At 70.0% G+C, this 22,430-nt stretch carries 18 protein-coding genes and 1 riboswitch; of the genes, 11 read left to right on the forward strand and 7 right to left on the reverse strand.

Going from position 1 to position 22,430, the window contains the following annotated elements; translation table 11 throughout:
* Nucleotides 1-157 precede the first annotated feature (157 nt).
* Nucleotides 158-371: riboswitch (cyclic di-AMP (ydaO/yuaA leader) on the reverse strand.
* A 537-nt stretch (nt 372-908) separates the two neighbouring features.
* Together KDL01_RS14310 and KDL01_RS14315 are read right to left on the reverse strand one after the other, a co-directional pair.
* Complete coding sequence (locus KDL01_RS14310; protein WP_212528963.1) at nt 909-2,006, reverse strand: glycoside hydrolase family 11 protein; 1,098 nt, start codon at nt 2,004-2,006, stop codon at nt 909-911.
* 371 nt (nt 2,007-2,377) lie between these two features.
* Nucleotides 2,378-3,427 carry a GGDEF domain-containing protein gene (locus tag KDL01_RS14315; RefSeq protein WP_212528964.1) on the reverse strand — a complete coding sequence of 350 codons (1,050 nt, stop codon included), beginning with the start codon at nt 3,425-3,427 and terminating at the stop codon, nt 2,378-2,380.
* A gap of 370 nt (nt 3,428-3,797) precedes the next feature.
* Here KDL01_RS14315 and KDL01_RS14320 point away from each other — a divergent pair, with 370 nt between their 5' ends.
* The 3 genes from KDL01_RS14320 to KDL01_RS45235 all read left to right on the forward strand — a co-directional run bounded on the left by KDL01_RS14320 (nt 3,798) and on the right by KDL01_RS45235 (nt 8,187).
* Nucleotides 3,798-4,814 carry a GGDEF domain-containing protein gene (locus tag KDL01_RS14320; RefSeq protein ID WP_307846328.1) on the forward strand — a complete coding sequence of 339 codons (1,017 nt, stop codon included), beginning with the start codon at nt 3,798-3,800 and terminating at the stop codon, nt 4,812-4,814.
* Nucleotides 4,815-4,959: 145 nt separating this feature from the next.
* Nucleotides 4,960-6,201: a DUF2254 family protein gene (locus tag KDL01_RS14325; RefSeq protein WP_212528966.1), complete on the forward strand. Its 1,242-nt coding sequence runs from the start codon at nt 4,960-4,962 to the stop codon at nt 6,199-6,201.
* Between the two features lie 156 nt (nt 6,202-6,357).
* Entirely contained in the window at nt 6,358-8,187 is a 1,830-nt protein-coding gene (locus tag KDL01_RS45235; RefSeq protein ID WP_212528967.1) for a glycoside hydrolase family 15 protein, read from the forward strand.
* 32 nt (nt 8,188-8,219) lie between these two features.
* Here the strand turns inward: KDL01_RS45235 and KDL01_RS14335 are convergent, their stop codons facing one another.
* On the reverse strand, nt 8,220-8,666 hold the full coding sequence (locus KDL01_RS14335) for a DUF7144 family membrane protein (RefSeq protein WP_246576429.1): 447 nt from the start codon (nt 8,664-8,666) through the stop codon (nt 8,220-8,222).
* Between the two features lie 189 nt (nt 8,667-8,855).
* Between KDL01_RS14335 and KDL01_RS14340 the strand changes: the two genes are divergently transcribed.
* The 5 genes from KDL01_RS14340 (at nt 8,856) to KDL01_RS14360 (ending at nt 12,775) form a co-directional block, all read left to right on the forward strand.
* Nucleotides 8,856-10,466, forward strand: coding sequence for an MFS transporter (locus KDL01_RS14340; RefSeq protein ID WP_212528968.1), 1,611 nt, complete (start codon nt 8,856-8,858; stop codon nt 10,464-10,466).
* Between the two features lie 147 nt (nt 10,467-10,613).
* Complete coding sequence (locus KDL01_RS14345) at nt 10,614-11,171, forward strand: hypothetical protein (protein ID WP_212528969.1); 558 nt, start codon at nt 10,614-10,616, stop codon at nt 11,169-11,171.
* Between the two features lie 7 nt (nt 11,172-11,178).
* The gene (locus KDL01_RS14350; protein WP_212528970.1) at nt 11,179-11,685 is read left to right on the forward strand and encodes a hypothetical protein; all 507 of its coding nucleotides are present in this window, start codon (nt 11,179-11,181) and stop codon (nt 11,683-11,685) included.
* Between the two features lie 135 nt (nt 11,686-11,820).
* Entirely contained in the window at nt 11,821-12,453 is a 633-nt protein-coding gene (locus KDL01_RS14355; RefSeq protein ID WP_212528971.1) for a hypothetical protein, read from the forward strand.
* Between the two features lie 22 nt (nt 12,454-12,475).
* Nucleotides 12,476-12,775: a transcriptional regulator gene (locus tag KDL01_RS14360; protein WP_212528972.1), complete on the forward strand. Its 300-nt coding sequence runs from the start codon at nt 12,476-12,478 to the stop codon at nt 12,773-12,775.
* Between the two features lie 24 nt (nt 12,776-12,799).
* On the opposite strand, the gene KDL01_RS14365 is transcribed toward KDL01_RS14360, so the two are convergent.
* Both KDL01_RS14365 and KDL01_RS14370 read right to left on the reverse strand, forming a co-directional pair.
* Nucleotides 12,800-13,648, reverse strand: coding sequence for a hypothetical protein (locus tag KDL01_RS14365; protein WP_212528973.1), 849 nt, complete (start codon nt 13,646-13,648; stop codon nt 12,800-12,802).
* Nucleotides 13,645-14,724, reverse strand: coding sequence for an ATP-binding cassette domain-containing protein (locus tag KDL01_RS14370; RefSeq protein ID WP_212528974.1), 1,080 nt, complete (start codon nt 14,722-14,724; stop codon nt 13,645-13,647). The genes KDL01_RS14365 and KDL01_RS14370 overlap by 4 nt, the downstream gene beginning before the upstream one ends.
* A gap of 203 nt (nt 14,725-14,927) precedes the next feature.
* Here KDL01_RS14370 and KDL01_RS14375 point away from each other — a divergent pair, with 203 nt between their 5' ends.
* From KDL01_RS14375 to KDL01_RS14385, 3 genes are all read left to right on the forward strand, one after another.
* Nucleotides 14,928-16,754, forward strand: a complete 1,827-nt coding sequence (locus tag KDL01_RS14375; protein WP_212528975.1) for a hypothetical protein — start codon at nt 14,928-14,930, stop codon at nt 16,752-16,754.
* A 79-nt stretch (nt 16,755-16,833) separates the two neighbouring features.
* The gene (locus KDL01_RS14380) at nt 16,834-17,520 is read left to right on the forward strand and encodes a DUF1707 SHOCT-like domain-containing protein (protein WP_212528976.1); all 687 of its coding nucleotides are present in this window, start codon (nt 16,834-16,836) and stop codon (nt 17,518-17,520) included.
* Nucleotides 17,521-17,549: 29 nt separating this feature from the next.
* Nucleotides 17,550-17,948, forward strand: a complete 399-nt coding sequence (locus tag KDL01_RS14385) for an SPFH domain-containing protein (RefSeq protein ID WP_212528977.1) — start codon at nt 17,550-17,552, stop codon at nt 17,946-17,948.
* Between the two features lie 25 nt (nt 17,949-17,973).
* Here the strand turns inward: KDL01_RS14385 and KDL01_RS14390 are convergent, their stop codons facing one another.
* Entirely contained in the window at nt 17,974-18,693 is a 720-nt protein-coding gene (locus KDL01_RS14390) for a hypothetical protein (protein ID WP_212528978.1), read from the reverse strand.
* 8 nt (nt 18,694-18,701) lie between these two features.
* The gene (locus tag KDL01_RS14395) at nt 18,702-22,361 is read right to left on the reverse strand and encodes a CHAT domain-containing protein (RefSeq protein ID WP_212528979.1); all 3,660 of its coding nucleotides are present in this window, start codon (nt 22,359-22,361) and stop codon (nt 18,702-18,704) included.
* Between the last annotated feature and the right edge of the window lie 69 nt (nt 22,362-22,430).

Raw genomic sequence — 22,430 nt, forward strand, 5'->3', positions numbered from 1 at the left:
GCGGCGGCGGGCTTGGCCGGCGCGGTGGCCGCGGAGGCGGTCAGCGGGGCCACACCGATGGCGACGGCGGCAAGGGCGAGGGCGGCGGCAGGGTAGTGGCGCGGGTTCGAAATGGTGTTGCGGAACGCGATGGCACGGTTCTTCAGCACGAAATTTCTGCCTCTCCTTCGGCCGCCTACCGGGTTAGCTGACGGGTTCGGGCGGAAGGGGAATTCGCCCTACAGCCACCCACACGGCGACGAGGCACACGCGGAGCGTGTGATCGCGTTCACTCGTGGTTCTGGTGGCCGATTCACCCCGGGGGACCTGCGCGTGGTGCGCCTGATCTGTTGGGTCCCCGGCTCCGAGGACGTACGCGGCGGGACTTCGTCGACCGTCGCGTCGTCCGTATGTCGGACTCGGCGGGTGCGTCCGGTGCCGAAACTGTTTTCTCGGCGAGTGCCGGTCGCACAACAAAAACAATACCCAATTTGCCCGGTATGTCCAAATTTCTCATGAATTTGGACGCACCGTAATTGGGCCACCACGTGCGGTTTGGAAAATGCGCCGGAAAATGAGCGATAAGGGCGGCCGGGCGCCCTTTCATCCCCGCCTTGACCTGCGGATACGCCATCCTTAACGGCATTTCGTGCCGGTTTGATTGCTCGGAGTAATGACGGGAGGAATTGGTTATTCTGCGTTATTCGGCCCGTGCGCAGAGCGATATCCCGCGGTCCGGCAGCCTCACGGAATCGCCCGAACACTTTGCGCGATCGAAATGGCGGGACGTTATATGGGAGGGCGGGCGCGCACGCGTGGAACGTGCGCGGCGTTTCGGAAAGTGAGCGGCCGGCCCGGGGCGAACCCGGACCGGCCGACGGTACTGCTTGCCTGCTTACTCGTTCACGCCTGAGGACAGGGCCTCGGCGTCATGCGGTGCAGCTGATGCCGGTGGGTGTGGACGCCGTGCCGGAGGCGGTGTACCCGAACGAGGTCGAAGCTCCCGCAGCCAGGGATCCGTTGAAGGACGCGTTCGCCACCGAGATCGCGCCGCTGGTGCCGGAGTTCGTGCCGTTCCACAGGCTGGAGATGGTCTGGCCGCTGGCCAGGGTGAGCTTGACGGTCCAGCCGCTGATGGCGGCGGAGCCCGCGGTCACGGTCACCTGGCCGTTGAAGCCGCCCGTCCAGCTGCTGGTCGTGGTGTAGCTGGCGGAACAGGTGCCGGAGCCGGCCGGAGCCGTGGTCGGGGCCGCCGTGGTGGGAGCCGCCGTGGTCGGGGCCGCGGTGGTCGGCGGGGTCGTGGTGGTGCCGCCGCCGGAGGTGACGGTGATGTTGGAGCTGCCGCTGGACTGGTAGCCCTCGGTGGCCAGGATCTGGTAGTTCGGGGTGCCGAGGTTCAGGCCGAGTGCGGTCCAGGCGTTGAAGATGTTGGCGACGGTGATGGTGCCGCCGGTGCGCTTGGATTCGCGGATGGCCCAGTATTGGTTGAAGGTCGCGGTGCCCTGGATGGAGGGCTCGTTGGTGCGGGTGGTCTCGTAGAGGTCGTAGGTGCTGCCGTCGCTGTTGACCGAGCCGAGCTTGGTGGCGCCGGTGCTCGGGTTGTAGTCGCCGTAGTTGTCGACGATGTAGTACTCGACGAGCGGGTTGGTGGTCCATCCGTAGAGGGACAGGTAGCAGTTGCCGTTGCAGTTCCAGGAGCCGGAGTAGGTCACCGGGGAGGTCGTGCCCGGGTTCCAGCCGGTGCCGGCGACGACGTTGGTCGAAGCGGTGTTCCAGGTGAGGCTGTAGTTGCTGCCGGATCCCAGCGTCATCGTGGCGCCGCTGGCCTGCTCCCAGAACGAGTAGAAGTACCCGTTGTTGGTGCCGGTCGTGTTCGAGGTGATGCTCGTGGCCGCGTTGGCGGTGGAACTCGGCACAAGGATCATGGCCGCGGCCATGGCCGCCACCGCGATGGCCGAACAGGCGCCTGTGATCAGTACCTTGATCCGGGTGCGCCTGCTGAGCGGGCGGACGGAGAGATCGTCCATGTGGGTACTCCTTCTTCATTGAAGGTCGCCGCGGGCGGGCGGGCAGCACGACACGACTCGGCGGATGCAGGGCAGGCCGAGTCGCGGCCCGCGACCTGGATCGACAGTGGCAGGGCCCTGTCGATGCAGTGAGTATGGGCCGAAATCCCGTTGCGGCGCAACAACTTGCGGAGAATTTTTCGAAAGCATTCGATCATGATCGGGGCGATTGAACGAATATTGACCAGGTGAGCGGCCATCAAAGGTTCGGGAACGTTCGAACTACCCCGCGAAATTTCCCGAAGACGGCCCTGAAGCTCCGATCGCCATTCGAAAGTTTCGATATCCATCGAGCGGCTTTCGGCCCCAACGATTCAGGGCACTGGCACGCCTCACTCCGCCTGCGCGGGCTCGATCCAGACGCGGTCGCGGCCGGCCGCCTTGGCGGCGTAGAGCGCGGCGTCGGCGGAGGCCATCAGTTCGGCCGGGGTCGGCGCGTACTTGAGGCTGGTGCCGACGCCCACGCTCACCGTGATCGGGTGCTCCCAACCGCTCGCCTGGGTGCGCACGCGGTCGCACAGGGCCTGGGCGCGCTCGGCGGCCTCGTCCGGGTCGAAGTCCGCGAGCAGTACGGCGAACTCCTCGCCGCCGATCCGGCCGACCACGTCGGTGGCGCGGAACGAGGTGTCCAGCAGCACGCCGAGCAGGCGCAGCGTCTCATCGCCCGCCTGGTGGCCCCAGGTGTCGTTGACCCGCTTGAAGTGGTCGATGTCCACCAGCAGCAGGGCCGAGGGCGGGCCGCCGCGCCGACGGCGGGCCTGTTCGCGGGCCAGCGCCTCGTCGAAGCCCCGGCGATTGACCAGGCCGGTCAGCGGGTCGGTTCTGGCCAGACGGGCCAGCGCCCCGCGTAGGCGCAACGACTCGTTCTGCACTCGCACGACCATCCAGCACACCACGGCCAGCGACGCGGCGGTCTCGATCCACAGCACCAGGCCGTCCACACCGCGGCTGAGCTCGGCCAGCACGGCGAAGGCCACCGCGGCCACGCCCGCCGTGATCCAGGCCACCCGCGCGGACAGGACCGCGGCGGCGAAGGCCACCGGCCAGGTCAGCAGCAGCGGGCCGAGTTCGTCCACCCGCTGGCTCGCCGAGGTGGGCAGGCAGATCAAGATCGCGGCGATGGACGGGATGCTGTTGGCCAGCCAGATCGGCAGCCGCCGCCGCGTGCGCAGCAGAAACACGCCGGAAGCCGCCACGATCGGGCAGAGCACGTAGTTGAGACGCCGGGTCAGCGGCGGATACGGTTCGCCGCGTACGTCGTAGAGCACGGTGACCAGGATGACCAGCACCGCGGCGGCGATCATCAGCCCGCCGGCGACTTTCTTGATCGCCCATTGGCGGGATTCGGCCATATCCGAGTCGGGCGCGGGCTCCTGGGCCATGTTCCGCCTCGATCTCGTGCTTGCCTGTTTTCCTTCCCGCGAGTCGCCCTCGAGCCTTCTCGAGCAGCACGACGGCCCGTCACCCCAGTTTCGAGGAAATCGCGGCTCCCCGGCCTTCGCACCCACCCGATCGGTGACCGACGGTCACCCGCGTGGCCGCACGCCGCCGGCCGGCCCGTCCTGTGCGCACACGACGTCCGACTGCCTGTACGAGGCGTCCACCAGCGGCTTCGCCGCCTCAACAGCATCCGGTGCGGCGGCGATCCGGTGGTCGACGTGAGCGGATGCGGCCGTCGCATCTGTGATCATGATGTTGTGAGGGCGGCGGAACCGGGTCGGTGCGTCCAAGGAGGTGGGCCGGTTGGGGGAGGTGGCCGACGGTCTGGACGCGCCCGCGTTCCGATTCGCAGTGCGGACGGCGGGGGTGATGCTGTTCGTCAGCGGATCCTTTGCCGCGCTGTGGGCCGTGGCGGTCGTCGGCGGCGTGCCCGGGCCTGATGTGCATTGGCGCGTCGTCGTGTTCACGGTCGGCGTGTCCGCGGTCGGTTTCGGGGCGGTGCTGTTGCTGCTGGGCCGGCGCACGCCGAAGTGGCTGCTGTTCGCGTTTCCGCAGGTGACCGCGGGTCTGATCTGTCTTCCGCCGCTGGTGTCGCACGAGTCGACCCCGGCCGGGTCGATCCTTCTGGTCTGGCCGGTGCTGTTCGCGGGGTACCTGCTGCCCGAACGCGTCGCCTGGGTCACGCTCGCGGTGTCGCTCGGCCTGCTGGTAGCGGTGGCGTTGCGCAAGCACACGAGCGACGCCGTCGCCACGAGTGTCGAGGTCGGTTTGTCGCTGGTGGCGACTGTATATATCACCGTACATCTGAGGCGGAACAACAGGGCACTGGTCGCCACGCTGCGTCGGGAGGCCCGGACCGACCCGCTGACCGGGCTGGCCAACCGCAGGGCGTTCGACGACCTGCTGGAGCGCGAATTCGGCCTGTACGAGCGGCATGGCGGGCCGATGGCGCTGCTGGCGATCGACATCGACCATTTCAAGCGCCTGAACGACTGTTCCGGACACCCGGCCGGCGATGCCGCGCTGGTCGCCTTGGCCGCGGTGCTGGCCGCGCACGTGCGCCACGGCGACAGCGTGGCCCGCACCGGCGGCGAGGAGTTCGCCATGTTGCTCACCGACTGCCCGGCCGGTGTGGCCCAGCGCCGGGCGCACGCGCTGCTGGCCGTCGTCGCCGCCGAGTCGGCGGCGTGGCCCGACCCGATCACCATCAGCATCGGGGTGGCCGCGATCCCCGACCACGCCGGCGCCCCCGCTGAACTCGTCACCGCCGCCGACACCGCCCTGTACGCGGCGAAGGCCGCCGGACGCAACACCGTGGCCGCTGCCTGAGCGTTCAGGTCTCAGACCGTCCAGGCCTCACGTCGGGCGGGTGCGGGTCGGTCGGTGGAGACTGGTGACATGGTGCTCGTGCCGCCGCAGGTGCTCGGGGCAGACTGGGTCGTGCTCGTGCGCGACTCCCGGCGCGGGGTGGGCCATGGCTGACCTGGCCAGACGTCCGCGGGTGCAAAGCCCGCTGCGCCGTCGGCGCGGGATGGACGCTCAGCGCCTTCAAGTGCTCTTCGCGCTGGCCGGCTTGGCTCTCGGATTGCTGGTGCCCAAGATCCCAGGGGGGCCGCGGGCGCCGTCGGCGCAGGTGATCGACATGTTGTTCGCGCTCGGGTTCGGGATCCTGGGGGTGACCGGCGTGATCTTCTCGGTGCTGTTCCTGGTGGTGCAGTGGGCGCACGCCAGTTTCTCTCCGCGGCTGCTGCTCTTCCGCCGGTCGCCGGTGGTGTGGCGTACGTTCGCGGTGGCGGTCGCCGTGGCGGTCTTCAGCATCACCGCGGCTCTGGCGATCGGCCGGCAGGAGCAGGTCTCGGTGGCCGTGCCGGCGGTGGCCGGGATCCTGTTGCTGGTCATGCTCCTGCTCCTGCGTACGCTGCTGCTCACGGCCCTGGCCGCCGTTCAGCTCGCCCCGGTACTGCGCTCGATCGCCGGGGCGGGTCACTCGGTGCTGGCCTCGTTCTACCGGTCGGCGGATCAGCAGCGGCCACAGGACGGCGCCCGGTTGCCGCCGGTGCACGGGCAGATCGTGTGGCCGGGACACACCGCGGTGCTGCAGCAGGTCGACATCGACCGCATGGTTCAGCTTGCGCAGCATGCCGGAGCGACGGTGGTGCTGAGCGTGGTGCCCGGCGCGGTGCTGGCGCGCGGGACGGTGGTCGCACGGCTGCACGGCGGGCGGATCCCGGACGCCGACGTACTCTCGGCGCTGGTGACCGGAGGTGAGGAGACCTTCGAGCAGGATCCGTTCCTGGCGTTCCGCTTGCTGGCCGACATCGCGCTGCGGGCCCTGTCCCCAGCGGTCAACGACCCGGCGACGGCGGTGCAGACCCTCGATCAGCTGGAAGACCTGCTCGGCGCCATACCGGCCGGCCCGGTCGGATCGGTGCAGGCTGTGGGCGCGGACGGGGTGGTATGCGTGATGGTCGGGTTGCCCGGGCGGGATGTGTTCCTGCGCTTGGGGCTGGACGAGGTGATCGCGGCCGCGGTGAACTCCCCGACCGTGCTGCTGCGTGTGCGAACCCTGTGCACGCGTCTGTCCGTGGCGGACCGGGTTCGCGACCCGGTCGTGGCCGGCCGGCAGGCATGGGTGGAGCGGGAACTGGCCGAGCGCTACCCGCTGGTGTGGAGCGAGGCGAACGGCGGGCGGCCCGGTCGGGCGCGGGAGGTGTGATCAGCGGCCGCGCGCCCGTACGGATCCGTGTCGGATCGGTTCACTCGCGCGGCTCACCGCGCGGCAGGCCCTGCCGCCTGGCGTGTCGGCGGCGCAACCGCCGTCTGGCATGTCAGCATCAGAACAAACCCAGCCGCCTGCCCCCGGGGGGACGCCGTGAACGACTACCCGCACATCGCCGACCACGGCCTCGTGGGCGACCTGGAGACGGCCGCGCTGATCTCCACCGACGGCACCGTCGACTGGTGGTGTGTACCGCGGTTCGACTCGCCGAGCATCTTCGCCTCGCTGCTCGACAGCGCCCAAGGCGGGCACTGCCGACTCACCGTCGTCACCCCGGTCGACACCGAGTCGACGGTCCGCCAGCTCTACCTGCCCGACACCGCGATCCTGGTGACCCGGTTCTTGACCGAGCAGGGCGTGGGCGAGGTCGCCGACTTCATGGTGCCGCACGAGTCGCCGCAGCCGGCCGACCGGCATCGGCTGGTGCGCGTCGCCCGCGTCGTGCGCGGCAGCCTGACCTTCGAGTTCGCCTGCCGTCCCCGTTTCGACTACGGTCGCGTCGCGCCCGCGTCCGCGGATCTCGGCGGCCCCCGTGCCGCGGTGCTGCGCGGCCCGGACACCGATCTGGCGGTCCAGGCCACCGAGCCGATCGACCTGCGGGCCGACGGGACGGACGTGACCGCCCGGTTCACCCTGGAGGCAGGCCGGATGGCGGTGGTCGCGCTGACCTCGCAGCCGGTCGGCGGGCCGCTTCCCGAGCCGCTCACCCTGGACGAAGCCCGCGCGGCCTTCGATGCCACCCGCGGCTTCTGGCACGCCTGGCTGCGCAGCTCGACCTACCGCGGCCGTTGGCAGCAGATGGTCAACCGCTCCGCGATCACCCTCAAGCTGCTCACCTACGCGCCCTCCGGCGCGCCGATCGCGGCGCCCACGATGGGCCTGCCCGAGCAGATCGGGGGCGAGCGCAACTGGGACTACCGCTTCACCTGGGTCCGCGACGCGTCGCTCTCGGTGCGCGCGCTGACCGAGCTCGGTTTCGAGCGCGAGGCGGCCGCCTTCCGCCGTTGGCTGCGCGCCCGGCTGGATGCGGGGGAGACCGCGTCGGGCGAGCCGCTGCAGATCATGTACCGCATCGACGGCGACCCGCACCTGACCGAGGAGGTCCTCGAGCACCTCGAGGGCTACCGCGGCTCGGCCCCGGTGCGGGCCGGGAACGCCGCGGCGGACCAGATCCAGCTCGACATCTACGGCGAGGCCGCCTACGCCTTCGGCCAGATGGGGGACATCGGGGGAGTGCACGGCTGGCGCGCCTTCGCCCGGCTCATGGACTGGCTGTGCGAGCACTGGGACCGGCCGGACGAGGGCATCTGGGAGACCCGCGGCGGCCGTCAGGACTTCACCTACAGCCGCCTGATGACCTGGGTCGCCTTCGACCGCGGCGTGCGCCTCGCCCGCGAGCACGCCCGCCCGGCCGACCTGGTCCGCTGGACCGCCGTGCGCGACGAGGTGTTCAACCAGATCCTCGACCGCGCCTGGAACACGCAGCGGCAGGCTTTCGTCCAGTCCTACGGCGGCACCGCGCTGGACGCCTCCCTGCTGCTGATGCCGCAGGTCGGCTTCATCTCCCCGAACGACCCGGCCTGGCTCTCCACGCTCGACGCGATGGGTGAGGAACTGGTCAGCGACAGCCTCGTCTACCGCTACGACCCCGAGACCTCGCCCGACGGCCTGCGCGGCAGCGAGGGCACCTTCAACCTCTGCACCTTCCTGTACGTCGAGGCACTCGCCCAGGCCGACCGCCTGGACGAGGCCCGCTACGCCTTCGACAAGATGCTGACCTACGCCAACCACGTCGGCCTGTTCGCCGAGGAGATCGGCCCGACCGGCGAGCAGCTCGGCAACTTCCCGCAGGCCTTCACCCACTTGGCCCTGATCACCGCTGCACTGGTACTCGATCGAAAGCTCGACCACGCCTCGAAGTAGCGGCCCGCCGGATCGGTAAAAGCGCCGCCGGATCAGTACTCTCGGCCGGCCCGCCTGGTCATTCCGGCGCACAGCGCCCAGATCACGGCGACGTCGATGAAGATCAGCAGGATCGCCCAGAAGGGGTAGTACGGCAGCCAGAGGAAGTTGGCGATCATGCCGAGCCCGGCGACGGCGATACCGACGAAGCGCGCCCACGTGGCGCCCGTGAACAGGGCCAAGCCGGCCACGGCGATGAGCGCTCCCAGGATCAGGTGGATCCAGCCCCAGCTCGTGACGTTGAACGTGTACGCGTAGTTGTGCGTGACGACAATCAGGTTGTCCTTGGCGATGGCGGTGATCCCCTGAAGTACCGCCATGACGCCGCCGAAGAACATCAGGACCGCGGCGAAGACGGTCCAACCGGTCGCCATCGGCCGCAGCGAATCCTCCTGCTCCCTCGGCGCGTACCTCGCAGGCCCATCCGTGTTGCTCGCCATGGTGGTCTCCTTTGCGAACGACGGCGTCCGGTCCCACGAGGTGACGTGACCGGAGTCCTCTTCGACCGTCACACGGCGGGAGTCGAACCGCACCCGCGCGCCCCGCGGCATACCGCCATTGGGCTGACGATCCGCGCGCGTCACGCCCGCCCTGTCCCGCGCTGTCCGGGGGCCTTGAAACCATGAGCCATGCGCACCGAGGCAGCGGGTTCGGCCTCCGCGCGGCTCGTCCTGGCGACGCTGGCGGCCGGGCAGTTCCTGATGGCGCTCGACAGCTCGGTCATGAACGTCTCGATCGCGACGGTCGCGCGCGACGTGGGCACCACGGTGACCGGGGTCCAGGGGGCGATCACGGCCTACACGCTGGTGATGGCCATGTTCATGATCCCCGGCGGCAAGCTCGGCGCGCTCTTCGGCCGCAAGCGCGCCTTCCTGACCGGCTGCGTCGTCTACGGCGCGGGTTCCCTCACGACCGCCCTCGCTCCGAGCCTGCCGGTGCTCCTGCTCGGCTGGTCCCTCCTCGAGGGGATCGGCGCGGCGCTGATCATGCCCGCGATCGTGGCGCTCGTCGCGGTGAACTTCGCCGTCGAACGCCGACCTGCCGCCTATGGACTGGTCGCGGCCGCCGGCGCGGTGGCCATCGCGGTGGGCCCACTCGTCGGTGGTGTCGCCACGACCTACTTCTCCTGGCGCTGGGTGTTCGCCGGCGAGGTCGTCGTGGTGCTCGCCATCCTCCTGCTCGCCCGCCGCGTGACCGATGCGAGAAGCACGGCACGCCCGCGCATCGACCTGGTCGGCGCCGCGCTCAGCGCCCTGGGCCTGGGGACCTTCGTGTTCGGAGTCCTGCGCTCGAGCGTGTGGGGCTGGTTCCTGCCGAAGCCGGGCTCGCCCTCCTGGCTCGGCATCTCCCTGACCGTGTGGCTCATGCTGGCCGGCCTGTTCCTGCTGTGGCTGTTCTACGCGTGGGAGGTGCGCGTCGCGGCAAGGCACGGATCGCCGCTGGTGGACCCGGCCCTGCTCCACAATCGGCAGCTGACCGGCGGCCTGACGATGTTCTTCTTCCAGTACCTGGTACAGATGGGCGTGTTCTTCCTCGTCCCGCTCTACCTCTCGATCGCCCTCGGCCTGTCCGCGCTCGCCACCGGACTGCGCATCCTGCCGCTCTCCCTCACCCTGCTGGGCGCCGCGGTCCTGATCCCGCGCCTGCTCCCGGACATCTCGCCACGACGCGTGGTGCGGTGCGGGACCCTCGCCCTGCTCGCCGGGGCGCTGGCCCTCACGGCCGCCCTCGACCACGACGCAGGCCCGGAGATCGTCACGCTCCCGCTCCTGCTGATCGGGCTCGGCATGGGCGCACTCGCCTCCCAACTCGGCGCGGTGACGGTGTCCGCGGTGCCCGATGAGAAGAGCGCCGAAGTCGGCGGCGTGCAGAACGCCGTCACCAACCTCGGCGCCTCCATCGGCACGGCCCTGGCCGGATCGATCCTGATCGCGGTACTCACCTCCTCGTTCCTCAGCGGCATCGAACACAACCCCGCCGTGCCGCCGGAGGTCAAGAGCAAGGCCAGCACGAGTCTGGAGGCCGCGGTGCCCTTCCTCTCGGACGCGCAGCTCACCTCCGCGCTCGACCAGTCCGGCGCCAGCCCGCAGGTGAAGCAGGCCGCACTCGACGCGAACGCCACCGCCCGCCTCGACGGCCTGCGCGCCGCGCTCACCATCCTCGCCTTCGCCTCGCTGATCGCAATGTTCTTCACCGCCCGGATCCCGACGACCCAGCCGGGCCGCGAGAAGCGGGGATGAGCGGGCGCCCGGTCGCTTGCCGGCATCCGCACGTGGATGGAAGTGCCTAGCATGGTGGCCGTGGAGGACTCTCAGGATGCCGGCCCCAGCTCCGGTCGAATTCCCAGTCGCGGTACAGCCCAGGCGAAGTCCCGACTCTGGGCGAGGTTGCTCGACGGACAGGTCACCGAGATCTACGTGCCGGGCCTCGAGCTTTTCACCCACAGGTATCTGCCGCACATGCTGGGCTTGGAGTTGATCGCCAGTCAGGCCTACCACTATGACCGCGAGGGCGTGCCGCGCGACGCGGCCGAACTCGGGGAGGTCGCTCGGCAACTCGCCGCCGAGCCGCGATGGATCGCCGGCGGCGGCCCGTGGTTCTGGGATGTGCACTTCGCCGAGCGGGCAGAGGTCATCCTGATCCCGCTTGCCTCCAGCGGCGGCTGGTACCGTCCGCCCGAGGAGCCCGAAAAGATCATCGGCCGTGCCGTGGGCCGGTTCGTGCACCGTGTCGCGAGCGCCAGGCGCCGGGCGAAGGCCGGGAACGCCGAGGCGTACTCGAACTCCGTGTTCGACTCGTCGTTCGTTGAGGACATCCCGTCACGCCCCAGGCTCTCGTCGACGGGAGTGGCGGTGGAGAACGTGCGGGCGCAGTACTCGGAGAAGGTCTTCCTCCTCAACCAGAACAACAGGGACCAGCGGCTCGACTCGGTTCGAGCCCGCTGACCCGCTCGTGGCAGAGAACATCGGCAACATCGACGACCGGTTGGTCGGGTACTGGAGCAGCCTCGAGTTCTCCTATGGCGTGATGGAGGCCACCGACGTCGGCTTTCTCGCCGATGGTCGCGGGTGGAGTGCCGTCTACAACGCCGTCGGTCTGTGCGTCACGCGCTTTCGATGGAGCTGTCCCGAACCGGGATTGCTCGAACTGCGCTCGGAGTGGCTTGTGGAGGGCGACTCGGTCGCGCAGCCGGGTCCGCCGGTGTTCGCCACGACGCAGCCGCCTGAAGCCTGGGTCGAAGTGACGCTCCATCACTACGCCTTCGGCCGGGAAGCTCCGTCGCCGGGTGCCGAGCCGGTGCCTGCCCTGCTGCTTCAGGAGCACATTGACTTCGCGTACGTGCTCGCGCCGGGCAGTCGCGAGATCACGCCTGAGGATGATCCCAGCCACCACGTGCTCCCGTACGCGGAATCGGCGTCGGCGTCGGCGTCGGAGCCGGAGCCGGAAACAGAGCGGTAGCTCCTGTGGGTGAGAGCGGTGGGGGATGACGGCCGCCGGTCGGCTTCGCGCCGCGAAGTCGGGTGGCGCAGACCCTTGCTTTGCGCCATAAAGCGGAGTCTACTTTATGGCATAGAGTCGATTGAGGGAGGCATCGTGAACACTATACCGGACACCGCCGCCGAGGGTGGCGGCTTCGACCCGCGGCAGGCTGCTGATCTGCTGGAGCGCACCAGGCGGCGGGCCATGCGGGAGTTCGAGCCGGCGCAGCCGTGGTTGTTGGTGATCAGGGCGGTGCTCGTGCTGGGCACGCTGGGCACGGTCTGGCTGACCGTCAGGCGCCAGGATCCTTACACGGGGCCGAAGGCCTCGGTGCTGCTGGTCGTGGCGGCGTTCGTGGTCGTCAACTTCTGCGCCACGGTGGCGATCCGCAGGCGGGCGACGGTCGGGGTGAGCGGGCGGTCCCGCTTCACGCCGGTCGAGATCGGGTTGTTGGCGGCGAGTTGGATCGCTCCGTACGCCGTGATGGCGGGGGTGGGGGTGACCGGGGACAGCCGGTCGGGGACCCTGCTCACGGTGCCGCTGATCGTGGTCGGCTTGGTCTTCGCGGGCGTCATGGCGGTACGGGCCGACTGGCGGGCGTGTGGGACCGGGCTCGCGGTCGCGGTCACCGGTGCGGTGGGTGCGTCGGTCGGGCAGGCCGGAGCGTGGGCCGTCACCGCTGTCGGCTTGTGCGTCACGCTTCTCGGCAGCGCCGCGGCCATTACGCTACGGCTGCACCACGGATAGGGACGGGACAGAGACAGCAACCATGGCCGACGAAGAACTCGACCCGCTCATTCACGTGCCCACCCGCCTGAAGATCGTCGCGACGCTGGCGGCGTTGCCCGAGGGCGACACGCTCTCCTTCACTCGGCTGCAGGACATGATCCGGCTCACTCCGGGCAATCTGATCATCCACCTGCGCAAGCTGGAGGACGCCGCGTACATCGCCAGCACGAAGGTCAGCAGCGGCAACGTGTCGATCACCACCGTCGCCCTCACCGAGGGCGGGCGGACGGCGCTCGCCGCCTACACCAAGGCGCTGCGTAACCTGCTTGGGGATCTGTAGGCCCGGCTCGGGCGGGCCCGCGAATCAGGCGTCGGTGTAGCGCACGCGGGCGAAGGCGGCGGCGAGGAGCGCGACGACGTAGGCGAGGAACACCGCGAGGCCGTGACCGAACGGGACGATGTCCGGGTTCATCGGGTTGTGGTAGATCCACAGCGCCTGGCCGGCCTGGGTCGGGGTGACGCCGTTCGCCCCGTCGGGGTCGACGTACTCGGCCACCGCGGGACCGGCGATGTAGAGCACGAAGGAGACGGTCACCCCGAGAGCGGTGCTGCGCAGCAGCATCCCGAAGGCGAAGCCGATCATGGCCCAGCCGGCCAGGCAGACGACCGCGCCGACCAGGTGCAGGGGCACGCCGGGGGAGGTGAGTCCGATCGAGTCGCCCGCCTGGCCGCCGAAGTAGGACTCACCGATCAGGAACGAAGCCAGGGTGCACACCGCGGCCGCGGCGACGGCCGTGGTGGCGACGGCGGCGGCCTTGCACAGGAAGAACCGGGTGCGGCGCGGCAGCGAGACGAGCGAGATGCGGATCAACCCGCTGGAGTATTCGAGTGCTCCGGCGATCGCGCCGAACGCGGCGAACAGCGCGGCGCCCAGGACGTAGCCGGCCAGCAGGGTGCCGGTCGGGTTGACCTGGGCGGCGTAGATCGGCTGGCTCGGGTTGCCGACGCCGTCGGTGCCCGCGGCGTAGGAGAGCCCTACGACAGACTGCTGGTGTGATTCGAAGAGGCTGAACGCGGCGGCGAGCGCGACCGCGACCACGAGCATGATGACGGCGGACCTGAGGGAACGCACCTTCAGCAGTTCGGAGCGGTAGGCCGCGCGGGCGCCAGGGTTCGGCGGGCCGGACCGGCCCGACGTCGCAGTAGTCGTCATCGCCCGGCCACCTCCTCGCTCGAACGGCTGCTTTGCCGGCCGATCATCCCGGCAGCGTACCGGTCGTCCTCGGATCCCGAAGGCTCGGGTAATTCGCCGCCGGACGACTGGTGCCGCCCGAGGTCGGCGGTCAACTCGGCGTACACGTCCTGAAGCGAGGCACGCACCGGGGCGAGGCCGAGCACCCGGATCCGCGCGTGCAGGAACAATTCCGCCAGCTCCATCCGGTCCAACCCGTGCACGTCGACGAACCCTGCGACGTCGTCCGCATCGACCGCACCGTCCCACCATTCGTCGGCGTCGTCGCTCTCGGCGTACTCCTCGGTCTCGGTGTCCTCCGCAGCGCACCTGCCGCCCGCCGCGGCCACGGCCGACCGCAGCGCCGCTGTATCAGGGGTCTGCACGCGCATCGTCGGCGCGCCCGGCCCGTGCACCAGTTCGCCCAGGTCCGCATCCGCCACCACCCGGCCCGCGGCGATCACCACCACCCGGTCCGCGACCTGCTCGAGCTCGCTCATGTGGTGCGAGGACATCAGTACCGTGCGACCGGCCGCCGCGTACGAGCGCAGCAGATTCTCCAGCCAGCCGATGCCCTCCGGGTCCATGCCGTTGGTCGGCTCGTCCAGGATCAGCACGTCCGGATCGCCGAGGAGCGCCGCCGCGATACCGAGCCGCTGGCGCATGCCCAGCGAATACGTGCGCACCCGATCGCGCGCCACCGCCTCCAGGCCGACCTGAGCCAGCACCTGCTCGACCCGCTCCGGCGGGAGCGCCGCGGCCCGCGCCAGAATCCGCAGGTGGGTCCGGCCGGTCTGCCCCGGATGGATCGCGCCCGCGTCGAGCAGCGCACCGACCCGGCGGCTCGGTGCGTCCAGCAGCCGGTACGGCCGCCCCTGGATCAGGACGGAGCCGCTGTCCGCCGTGTCCAGACCGAGCGCGATGCGCAGGACCGTCGACTTCCCGGCCCCGTTCGGCCCGACGAAGGCGGTGACCGCCCCGGGCCGGACCGTGAAGCCGACCTCGTCGACCGCGAGCATCGGGCCGTAGGACTTGCACAGGTCGATGACTTCTATCACGACGGGTCATCCCATCACATCGTCCGGTTGAGCGCTCCCGCCGACGGGCGTCGTCGCCCTCTGACCCGGTCGCCGACGCCAGACGTTCACCTTCCGCTCAACGATTCGCAGTCGTGGACGAGCAGGCGCAGAGTTAACGTCTGACACGTTCAAGTTCTAACGGCTGTCTCACTCTCGTCTCACTCACCCGTGGAGAATGGCTTATGCCGACCCGCACGTCTGCGCGCGCGCACCGCCGCGCCGCTCTGATGACCGCGCTCGTCGCGCTGTCCGGCACCGTGACCATGGCCGCGGCGTCCGGCGCCCAGGCCGCGGTCCCCGGCCCGTCCCAGCAGGGCTTCGCGCTGCTGCGGCCGGGCAATCTCCTGGTCGCCACCAGCGTGTACCAGAACGGCGCGCCCATCGTGGCCGGAAGCACGCAGCTGCCCCCGGGCTGCGGCAGTGCCGCCGCCCCGTGCGTCACGGCCGTGACGGGCGATCAGTACCCGTACGTGTTCAACAACGACACCATCGACGCCAGCTTCGGGGTCGCCTCGCCGATCACGCTCAAGGAGCTGACACCCTCCGGCCGGCCGCTGGCCTCGCTGCAGGTGCCCAACAGCTCGCAGTACGGCGTGAGCGCCGACGCGAACCAGATGGTCACCAGCTTCTCCTCCAAGTCGGAGCTGGCGCTCAACCTCTCGACCAACGGCCAGTACGTGACCTTCATGGGGTACGACGCGGCCGTGGGCTCGGTGGACGTCTCGAACGACAACACCCCCGGCGGCATCGACCCGACCTCCGCCGACCCGGACACCACCTACCGCGAGGTGGCCCAGCTCGGTGCGAACGGCCGGTTCCAGTTCACCGAGACCAACGCCTACAGCGGCAACAACGGCCGCGCCGCGCTGCTGAACGACTCGGCCGGCCAGGACGTCTACTACACCGCGGGCAACGCCGGCAACGGCGCGAACCCGGAGCCGGCCACCGTCGTCACCGGCGCCGGCGCGCAGCTGATCACGCCCTCGAACCTGCCCATCGCGCAGCAGACCCCGGGCGCGCCGACCCCGGTCGGCAGCTTCAACGTCACCGAGCTCGGCACCAGTGCGGACAAGTCCGGCAAGGACGACAACTTCCGCGGCCTGACCGAGTACGGCAACGTCCTGTACTACGCCAAGGGCAGCGGCAGCAACGGCGTCGACACGGTGTACTTCGTCGACACCACCGGCGCGGCGTGCCCGGCCGGGTCGGGTGTGCCGGCCTCCGGCGTCGCGCTGCCGACGAGCAGCAACCTGAGCTACAGCACGAACGACGCGGCGCTCGGCCTGACCGCGAAGAACCCGGGTCTGACGCCGGACAACATGTGCGTCCTGAACGGATTCCCGACCGCGTCGGCGAAGAACGCCACCGACGCGAGCGACTACCCGTTCGGCCTCTGGTTCGCCAACCCGTACACCCTGTACGTGGCGGACGAGGGCGCCGGTGACAACACCTACGACGCGGCGACCAACAGCTACACCGCGGCCGCGGCCTCGAGCACGGCCGGCCTGCAGAAGTGGGTCTACGACAAGGCCGCCGGCGAGTGGAAGCTGGCCTACACCCTGCAGAACGGCCTGAACCTGGGCCAGCCGTACACCGTGGCCGGCTACCCGACCGGCCTCAACAGCGGCCCCGGCGGCACCGGCCTCCCGTGGGCGCCCGCGACCGGCGGCCTGCGCAACATCACCGGTCGGGTCAACCCCGACGGCACCGTCTCGATCTGGGCCGTCACCTCGACCGTCAGCGGCAGCGGCGACGAGGGCGGTGACCCGAACCAGCTGGTGCGCGTGACCGACAAGGTCGCGGCCTCCACCCTCCCGGCGAACGAGAGCTTCCGCACGGTCGTGGCCCCGGCCGACAAGACCGTGGTCCGCGGCGTCTCCTTCACCCCGGGCACCCGCACCAGCGGCGTGACCTGCACCGGCGGCGGCTCCAACCACGCGAGCTCCTTCGCCGGCGGCAACGCGGTCGCGGGCGTGCTGTGCGAGGACGGCGGACGGCGCAAGGACTGATCTGAGTATCAGTGAATTGCTCGGCGGGCGAACGGTGCTTCGGCGCCGTTCGCCCGCTGCGCGCACTAAGCTTCCTGCTATGACCGAGTCGCAGGACCCGAACACGCCGGTCGAACTCCGCGCCTCCGACGCCGATCGGGAGCGGGCCGCCGAACGGCTGCGCGAGGCGGCCGCGGACGGCCGGATCACCATGGACGAGCTCGAAGAGCGGGTGGACGCGGTGTACTCGGCGAGGACACACGCCGAATTGCGACTGCTCATCCGCGACCTCGCGGCGCCGGACGTGCCGGTGAGCGCGCCCGCCGCGCCGAAGCCGGCCGAAGTCATCCCGACCCGCAAGAGCAGACGTCGGTCATTGGTGGTGATGTCGGGCCTGGACCGGCGTGGCCGCTGGGTCGTCCCCGGCCGGTTCAGTGTGTTCGCGTTCTGGGGCGGAGCGCAGCTGGATCTGCGCGAAGCCGTCCTCACCGAACGCGAGACGGTCATCCGTGTCGACGCCGTGATGTCCGGCATCGAGATCATCGTGCCCAAGGACGCGGTGGTCCTGGTCGAGGGCAGCGGGGTCCTCGGGGTCTTCGCCGAGGCCGCGTCCACCGACGTGCCGCCGCCGGGCGCGCCGGTCATCCGGATCGTCGGAATCTCCTTCTGGGCAGGCGTCTCGGTGACCCGCACGCCGACCTACGTACCGAAGAAGCAGCGGCGTGCGCTGGCTGACGCGGCCACCGAGGACCGTCCGGCACTGGAATCCGTCGAGCGGGACACGTAACAATCTGTTGGAGGGGGAAGGGACACAGCGTGAGTACGGTGAGCGTCCCTTGGACGGTGGAATCCGTCACCAAAGACGGTGTGGGGCTACAGCTCAAGGGCGTGGCGGTGGTGACGCTCCCGCCCCCGCGCAGGTTCGGGTTCGCGAAGCGGCCGGACGTGGACGAGCGCGTGCGCGACATCGTCTGCCGACACCTTCGCGCGGTGCTCGGATCCATGAGCGCGCAGGACGTCATCATCCACCGGGGGCGGCTGATCGGCGAGACCCTCGCGGGGAGCCTGCCCGAGGTGGAGCAGCTCGGTGCGCAGCTGAGCGAGATCGTCCCGCAGGCCGTCGACTTCGACGAGGAGTCGGAGTTCGCCAAGCAGCTCAAGCTCGCCCAGACCATGCCGCGAGCGCGTCCGGCCCAGGAGCGCCCGGGCGACTGACGCGCCGCGCTGCGATCGGCGGCGATCAGGCGACCGACTTGCAGCTGCGCAGCCGGACCGGGCCGTAGTCGTGTTGGACGCGCGCGGTGAACCAGCGCAGGCGGTGCGAGCTGACGATGGCCGAGGCGCTCAGGGCGATGCGGACCGGGCGCACTTCCTTCGGCCAGCGCAGGATCGCCGCGAACTCCCACGTCCCTTCGAGCCCGGCGAACTCGGGCCCGGGGCGGCGCAGAACCCAGTCGGCGCCGTTCTCCGCCCAGTAGCCGAGGGTCACGGCGGTGGCGAGTTCGAGCACGACGGTGCGCCCGACGCGGCCCGCGCCGAGTTGGACCGGGCCGAGGGTCAGGGCGGGGCCGAAGGAGAGCTCGCGGGTGCTCTGCGCGGTGATCTCCTCGCGCACCGGGAAGATGCTGTGGACGACGGGCGGAGCGTCGACCTCGAGGATCAGCCGCAGTTCCTCCACGACGCCTTCGCCCGCGGCGCGTACCGAGAAGGGGAGCCGGAGCAGCCGGAACCGCTCGCCCTGGGCGAGCCGGGCGCGCACCGCGGGGTCGACGGCCGGATGGTGTTCGAGCGTGTCGAGGCTGAGGCAGTCCAGGAAGCTCTTGGGCAGGTGCACGATCGGGGCCGCCGGTTCGCTCGATCGCGGTACCGGCTTGCCGCGCTGGTCGGTGAGCGGCTGGATGGGCAGCGGCAGTTCCACCGCGTCCTGTGCCCAGGGGCCGAACGTGAGCGGGTCGTTCATGGGTCTCGCTACCTTCCCCAAACGACGAACGGGGCCCAATAGTACGGGTGCGCGAGGCGCTTGCTCAGCTCGAGCATCGCCTCGCGCAGCGCGATGGCGATCCCCTGGCCGTCAAGATGCGCATACACCCGCTCCATCAGGGCTCTGGTGGACGCCGAGTCGACCGGCCACTGGCTGGCGATGACGGTGTCCGCGCCGGCCACGAAGAACGCGCGGACCAGGCCTTCGCTCTCGTCGAGCGGGCTGAGGGCGCGTCGGCTGGTCTCGCAGCCGCTCAGCACGACGGTCGCGCCCGGTACGCGTACGCGGCCGACGACGTCGCGCGCGGACAGGACTCCGTCGGCCAGCAGCAGCCCCGAGCCGAGCGGGTCCCGCGGGTCGAACCATCCGTGGGCTGCGACGTGCAGGAGCCGCGAGCGCGGCGCGCGTGCGATCAACCGCTCGCACGTCGCCTGACCGTCCACCAGGGCCTCGGCGCCGAGCACGGCCGCGACGTTGGCGGCCTCGGCCGTGAAGTGCGGATCCGCGCTCCCCCCGGAGAACCCGAACACCGACAGCTCTCCGTCCGCCGGACCGCGCCCGGAGCGTCGCGCGGACGGCCGTTCGGCGAAGGCGAGGCCGGGCAGGTGGCGGACGGGTCCGAGCTCGCTGAGCGTCCGGCCGCCGATCGACGTCAGCGGGAGCGCGTGCAGCGGAAGTTCATGGAGGAGACCGTGCGGCACCAGAACGAACTCCCGCGCCTCGGCGAGATGCGCGGCCCATGCCCCGGGTATCAGTGCATTCATGAGGTGTGACCAGGCCGGCGCGGGGCGCTGTCCGGGCGAGGACGGTGGACGCCAGAGGTCTGACGCGGCCAGCTGTACGTAGCTCTCCAGCTCCGACCAGCCCACCGCGGCGTCGGCCGAGAGCACCTCGCGCGACCCGCCGCGCAGCAGGAAGCTGATACATCGCGCCGGAGTCGTGTACCAGGCCAGCAGGGTGACACCCGGACCGAGCTGCTCGAGGAACGCGCGGAGGTCCTCGGAGGAGATCCCGGCGCCGGACCGGACCCGCGCCACGTCCGGGAACGCGGCCGAGAGCTCGTCCTGGACCCCGCGCATCATGATGCGTGCCCTGAGGAACTCCTCGTCGTCGCGCGCGGGGTCGCCGGCTTCGGCCTCGTACGCGGCACGCACGCGCTCGATGGCCTCGGTCTCGCGCCTGGCCAGATCGGCGGGAACGTAGTCGGGCAGGGGCGAGCGGCTGCCGATCTCGAGCAGGAACTGCCGTCCCCGCCCGCGTTCGGCGGCCAGCAGAGCTGCCCAAGGACGCTGCCTGCCGTGTTCGATGAGCACGGACTCGAGGTACGGCCACGAGATCTGCTCGTCGAGCTTGTGCAGGCGCAGCTCGCTGTCGATCACCTCCATCTTGCGCTGGCACGCCTGCAGGAGCTGCGATTCCCACTGCCCGCGCTCCGCGGCCCCGGCCCACACGTCGGCATAGTCGTCACGCAGCGTCGTCAGCGCCCAGTGGAGCCGGTCGGCCGCCTGGTCGGTCCGGTGCTCCATCGTGCGGGTCTCGGTGAGATCCAGTACGTGCGCGACGTGACGCGCCCCCTCGACGAGATCGTCCGGATCCCCGTCGAGATCGTAAAGGTGCGCATGGGCGTCGCAGATGCTGATGTGGCACGAGTAGTAGGTGTCGATCGCCCAGCCCGGCGAAGCGACCTCCTCCGTCTCGTGCAGCACGCGCAGGGCTTGAAGCGTGCTCGGCCGATCCGTGGCCCTGATCAGAAGCTGCTGGCCGAGCCGGATGCTGTACTGGGCGAATCCGATGAGGTTTCCGCTCTCCTTGTCGACCTTCCGTATGACGTCCCACAGTTTGAGGTCTTCGGGGAACTCGGATTCGGGCTCGTCCGGGGTTTCGAAGGAGAAGAACGACATCTTGGAGTCGGTCGCCGCCTCGCCGTCCCAGAACTCTGTGAATGCCTCCGCGGCGCCGACCTGCGCGCAGCTGCTCAGGAGCCGGCTGAGCTGTTCGAACTTGGGCTTGCCCGCAGGCGGCTGAAGCCGCACCTGTCTCTCGACGAACTCACGGACTTCCGCACTCAGCAGGTGCTCCTGATGCTCGTCGAAGAGCTGGCGGGTCTCCGACCAGGTGCCGACCTCGATCAGCCGTAGGACCAGTTCCCAGGGCCCGGTCTCCGGGAGCCGGGCGAAGGCGAGGCCCACTCCGTCCCGGAGCACGACGCCGGTCAGGTCGTACAGCTCTCGTGCCGGCGCCCGCAGCTCGGCCAGGCCGGCGATCGCGACCCACACGGGTGCGCCGCGACGGTAGGCCTCTTCGAACAGCTCCTGATTGTGTTGATAGAAGCGCTTGCGGTCCAGCCATGCCGTGAAGGTGCCGAACGTCTGGACGGTCTGGGCGAAGGTCTTGAGCCAGTCCTGATCCCGCTCGTGCTCGGCGACCGCGGCCTGCACGCCGACTTCCCGCACGCGGGTGAGTAGCCGCATCACGGCCGTGCGTTGGGCCAGGTCGAGTTCGCCTTGCCCTTCTTGCGCCGCGTCCGCGACAGCCGCCATCGCGCCCTCGATCACCGCGGGCCGAGCCTGGCTCAGGTCTTCGATCCACTCTTCGGACGAAGCGGCTGCCGCGATGCGTCGCGCGAGCATGTATCCGGCGACATCGGGCTGCGTGTCGAGCGTGAGGAGGACCTGGCGCAGGGTGGCGATCTGGGCCTCGTACTGCGCATCGGTCAGCCCGACGGCGTTGACCAGCGCGTTCGCCTCTTCCTCGAGGCGCAACGCGGCGCGAAAGTCGTACTGCGTCACCCGCACCTCGGCAAGGTGGTGGAGCGATACCGCCTGCCCCACCGGGTCGCCGCCCGCACCCCGCAATTGCGCGGCGTGCTTGAAGAGTTCGACTCCCTCCCGTTGGCGACCCGTGGCCACAAGGAGTCCGGCGACGTTGCTCAGGATCTGACCGCGCTTGGCCAGATCATCCCCGACTGCGACCAGGGCGACCTCGTACGTCTGCTGCGCGGCCGCATAGTCGCCCCGGTCGCGCAGCAGGTTGGCCTTGTTGGTCAAGATCGCATGGGCGGTGGTCCCGTCCGTCCCGCGCGCCAAAGCCCGGTCGTAGCCTTCGAGGGCTTCCTGATGGCGGCCGAGCCCGCTCAGGGCCGTGCCCTTGTTGGCGGCCAACATATGCCACGTCTCGGCCGGACTGTTCTCGGACACGTACCGCTCGGCCCGCTCGATCCGTTCGAGCGCCTCCTCCCAGCGCTCGGCCTTGTTGAAGACATGGCTCTGATTCGAGTAGAGCTGGACGCAGATCTCCGCACCAGCCCCGTCCGGCGGATCCGCCATGCCCGCGATCTCGGCGAGCGCCTCCCGATACCGCCCGGTCCTGGTCAGCGCGATGATCAGGATCGAAGCCGCGGAAGTCCACTGCGTCGGGTCGCCCGTCAGCCCCATGACCCGCCGGGCCCAGAACTCCGCCTCCGGATACGCCTCGAGATCCACCGCGATCCCGAAGAGCCGATGGGAGTCGAAGCCGGAGGCCGTGATCCGCCCGGTCCTCGCGAGGTAGACCGCCTCGCGGAGCACGCCGAGGGCCAGGTCCCGCTCCTCGCCGGCGAGGTGCAGGGCCGCTTGCCGATGGAGATCCTGCGCCGAGGGCGTCGCCATGATTCAAGGATGCCGCAGCCCGAGTTGCCGCGTAAGGATTCTCATACGATCGGTGACGGATCATCAGGG

Source organism: Actinospica durhamensis, from assembly GCF_018139695.1.
Lineage (GTDB): Bacteria > Actinomycetota > Actinomycetes > Streptomycetales > Catenulisporaceae > Actinospica > Actinospica durhamensis.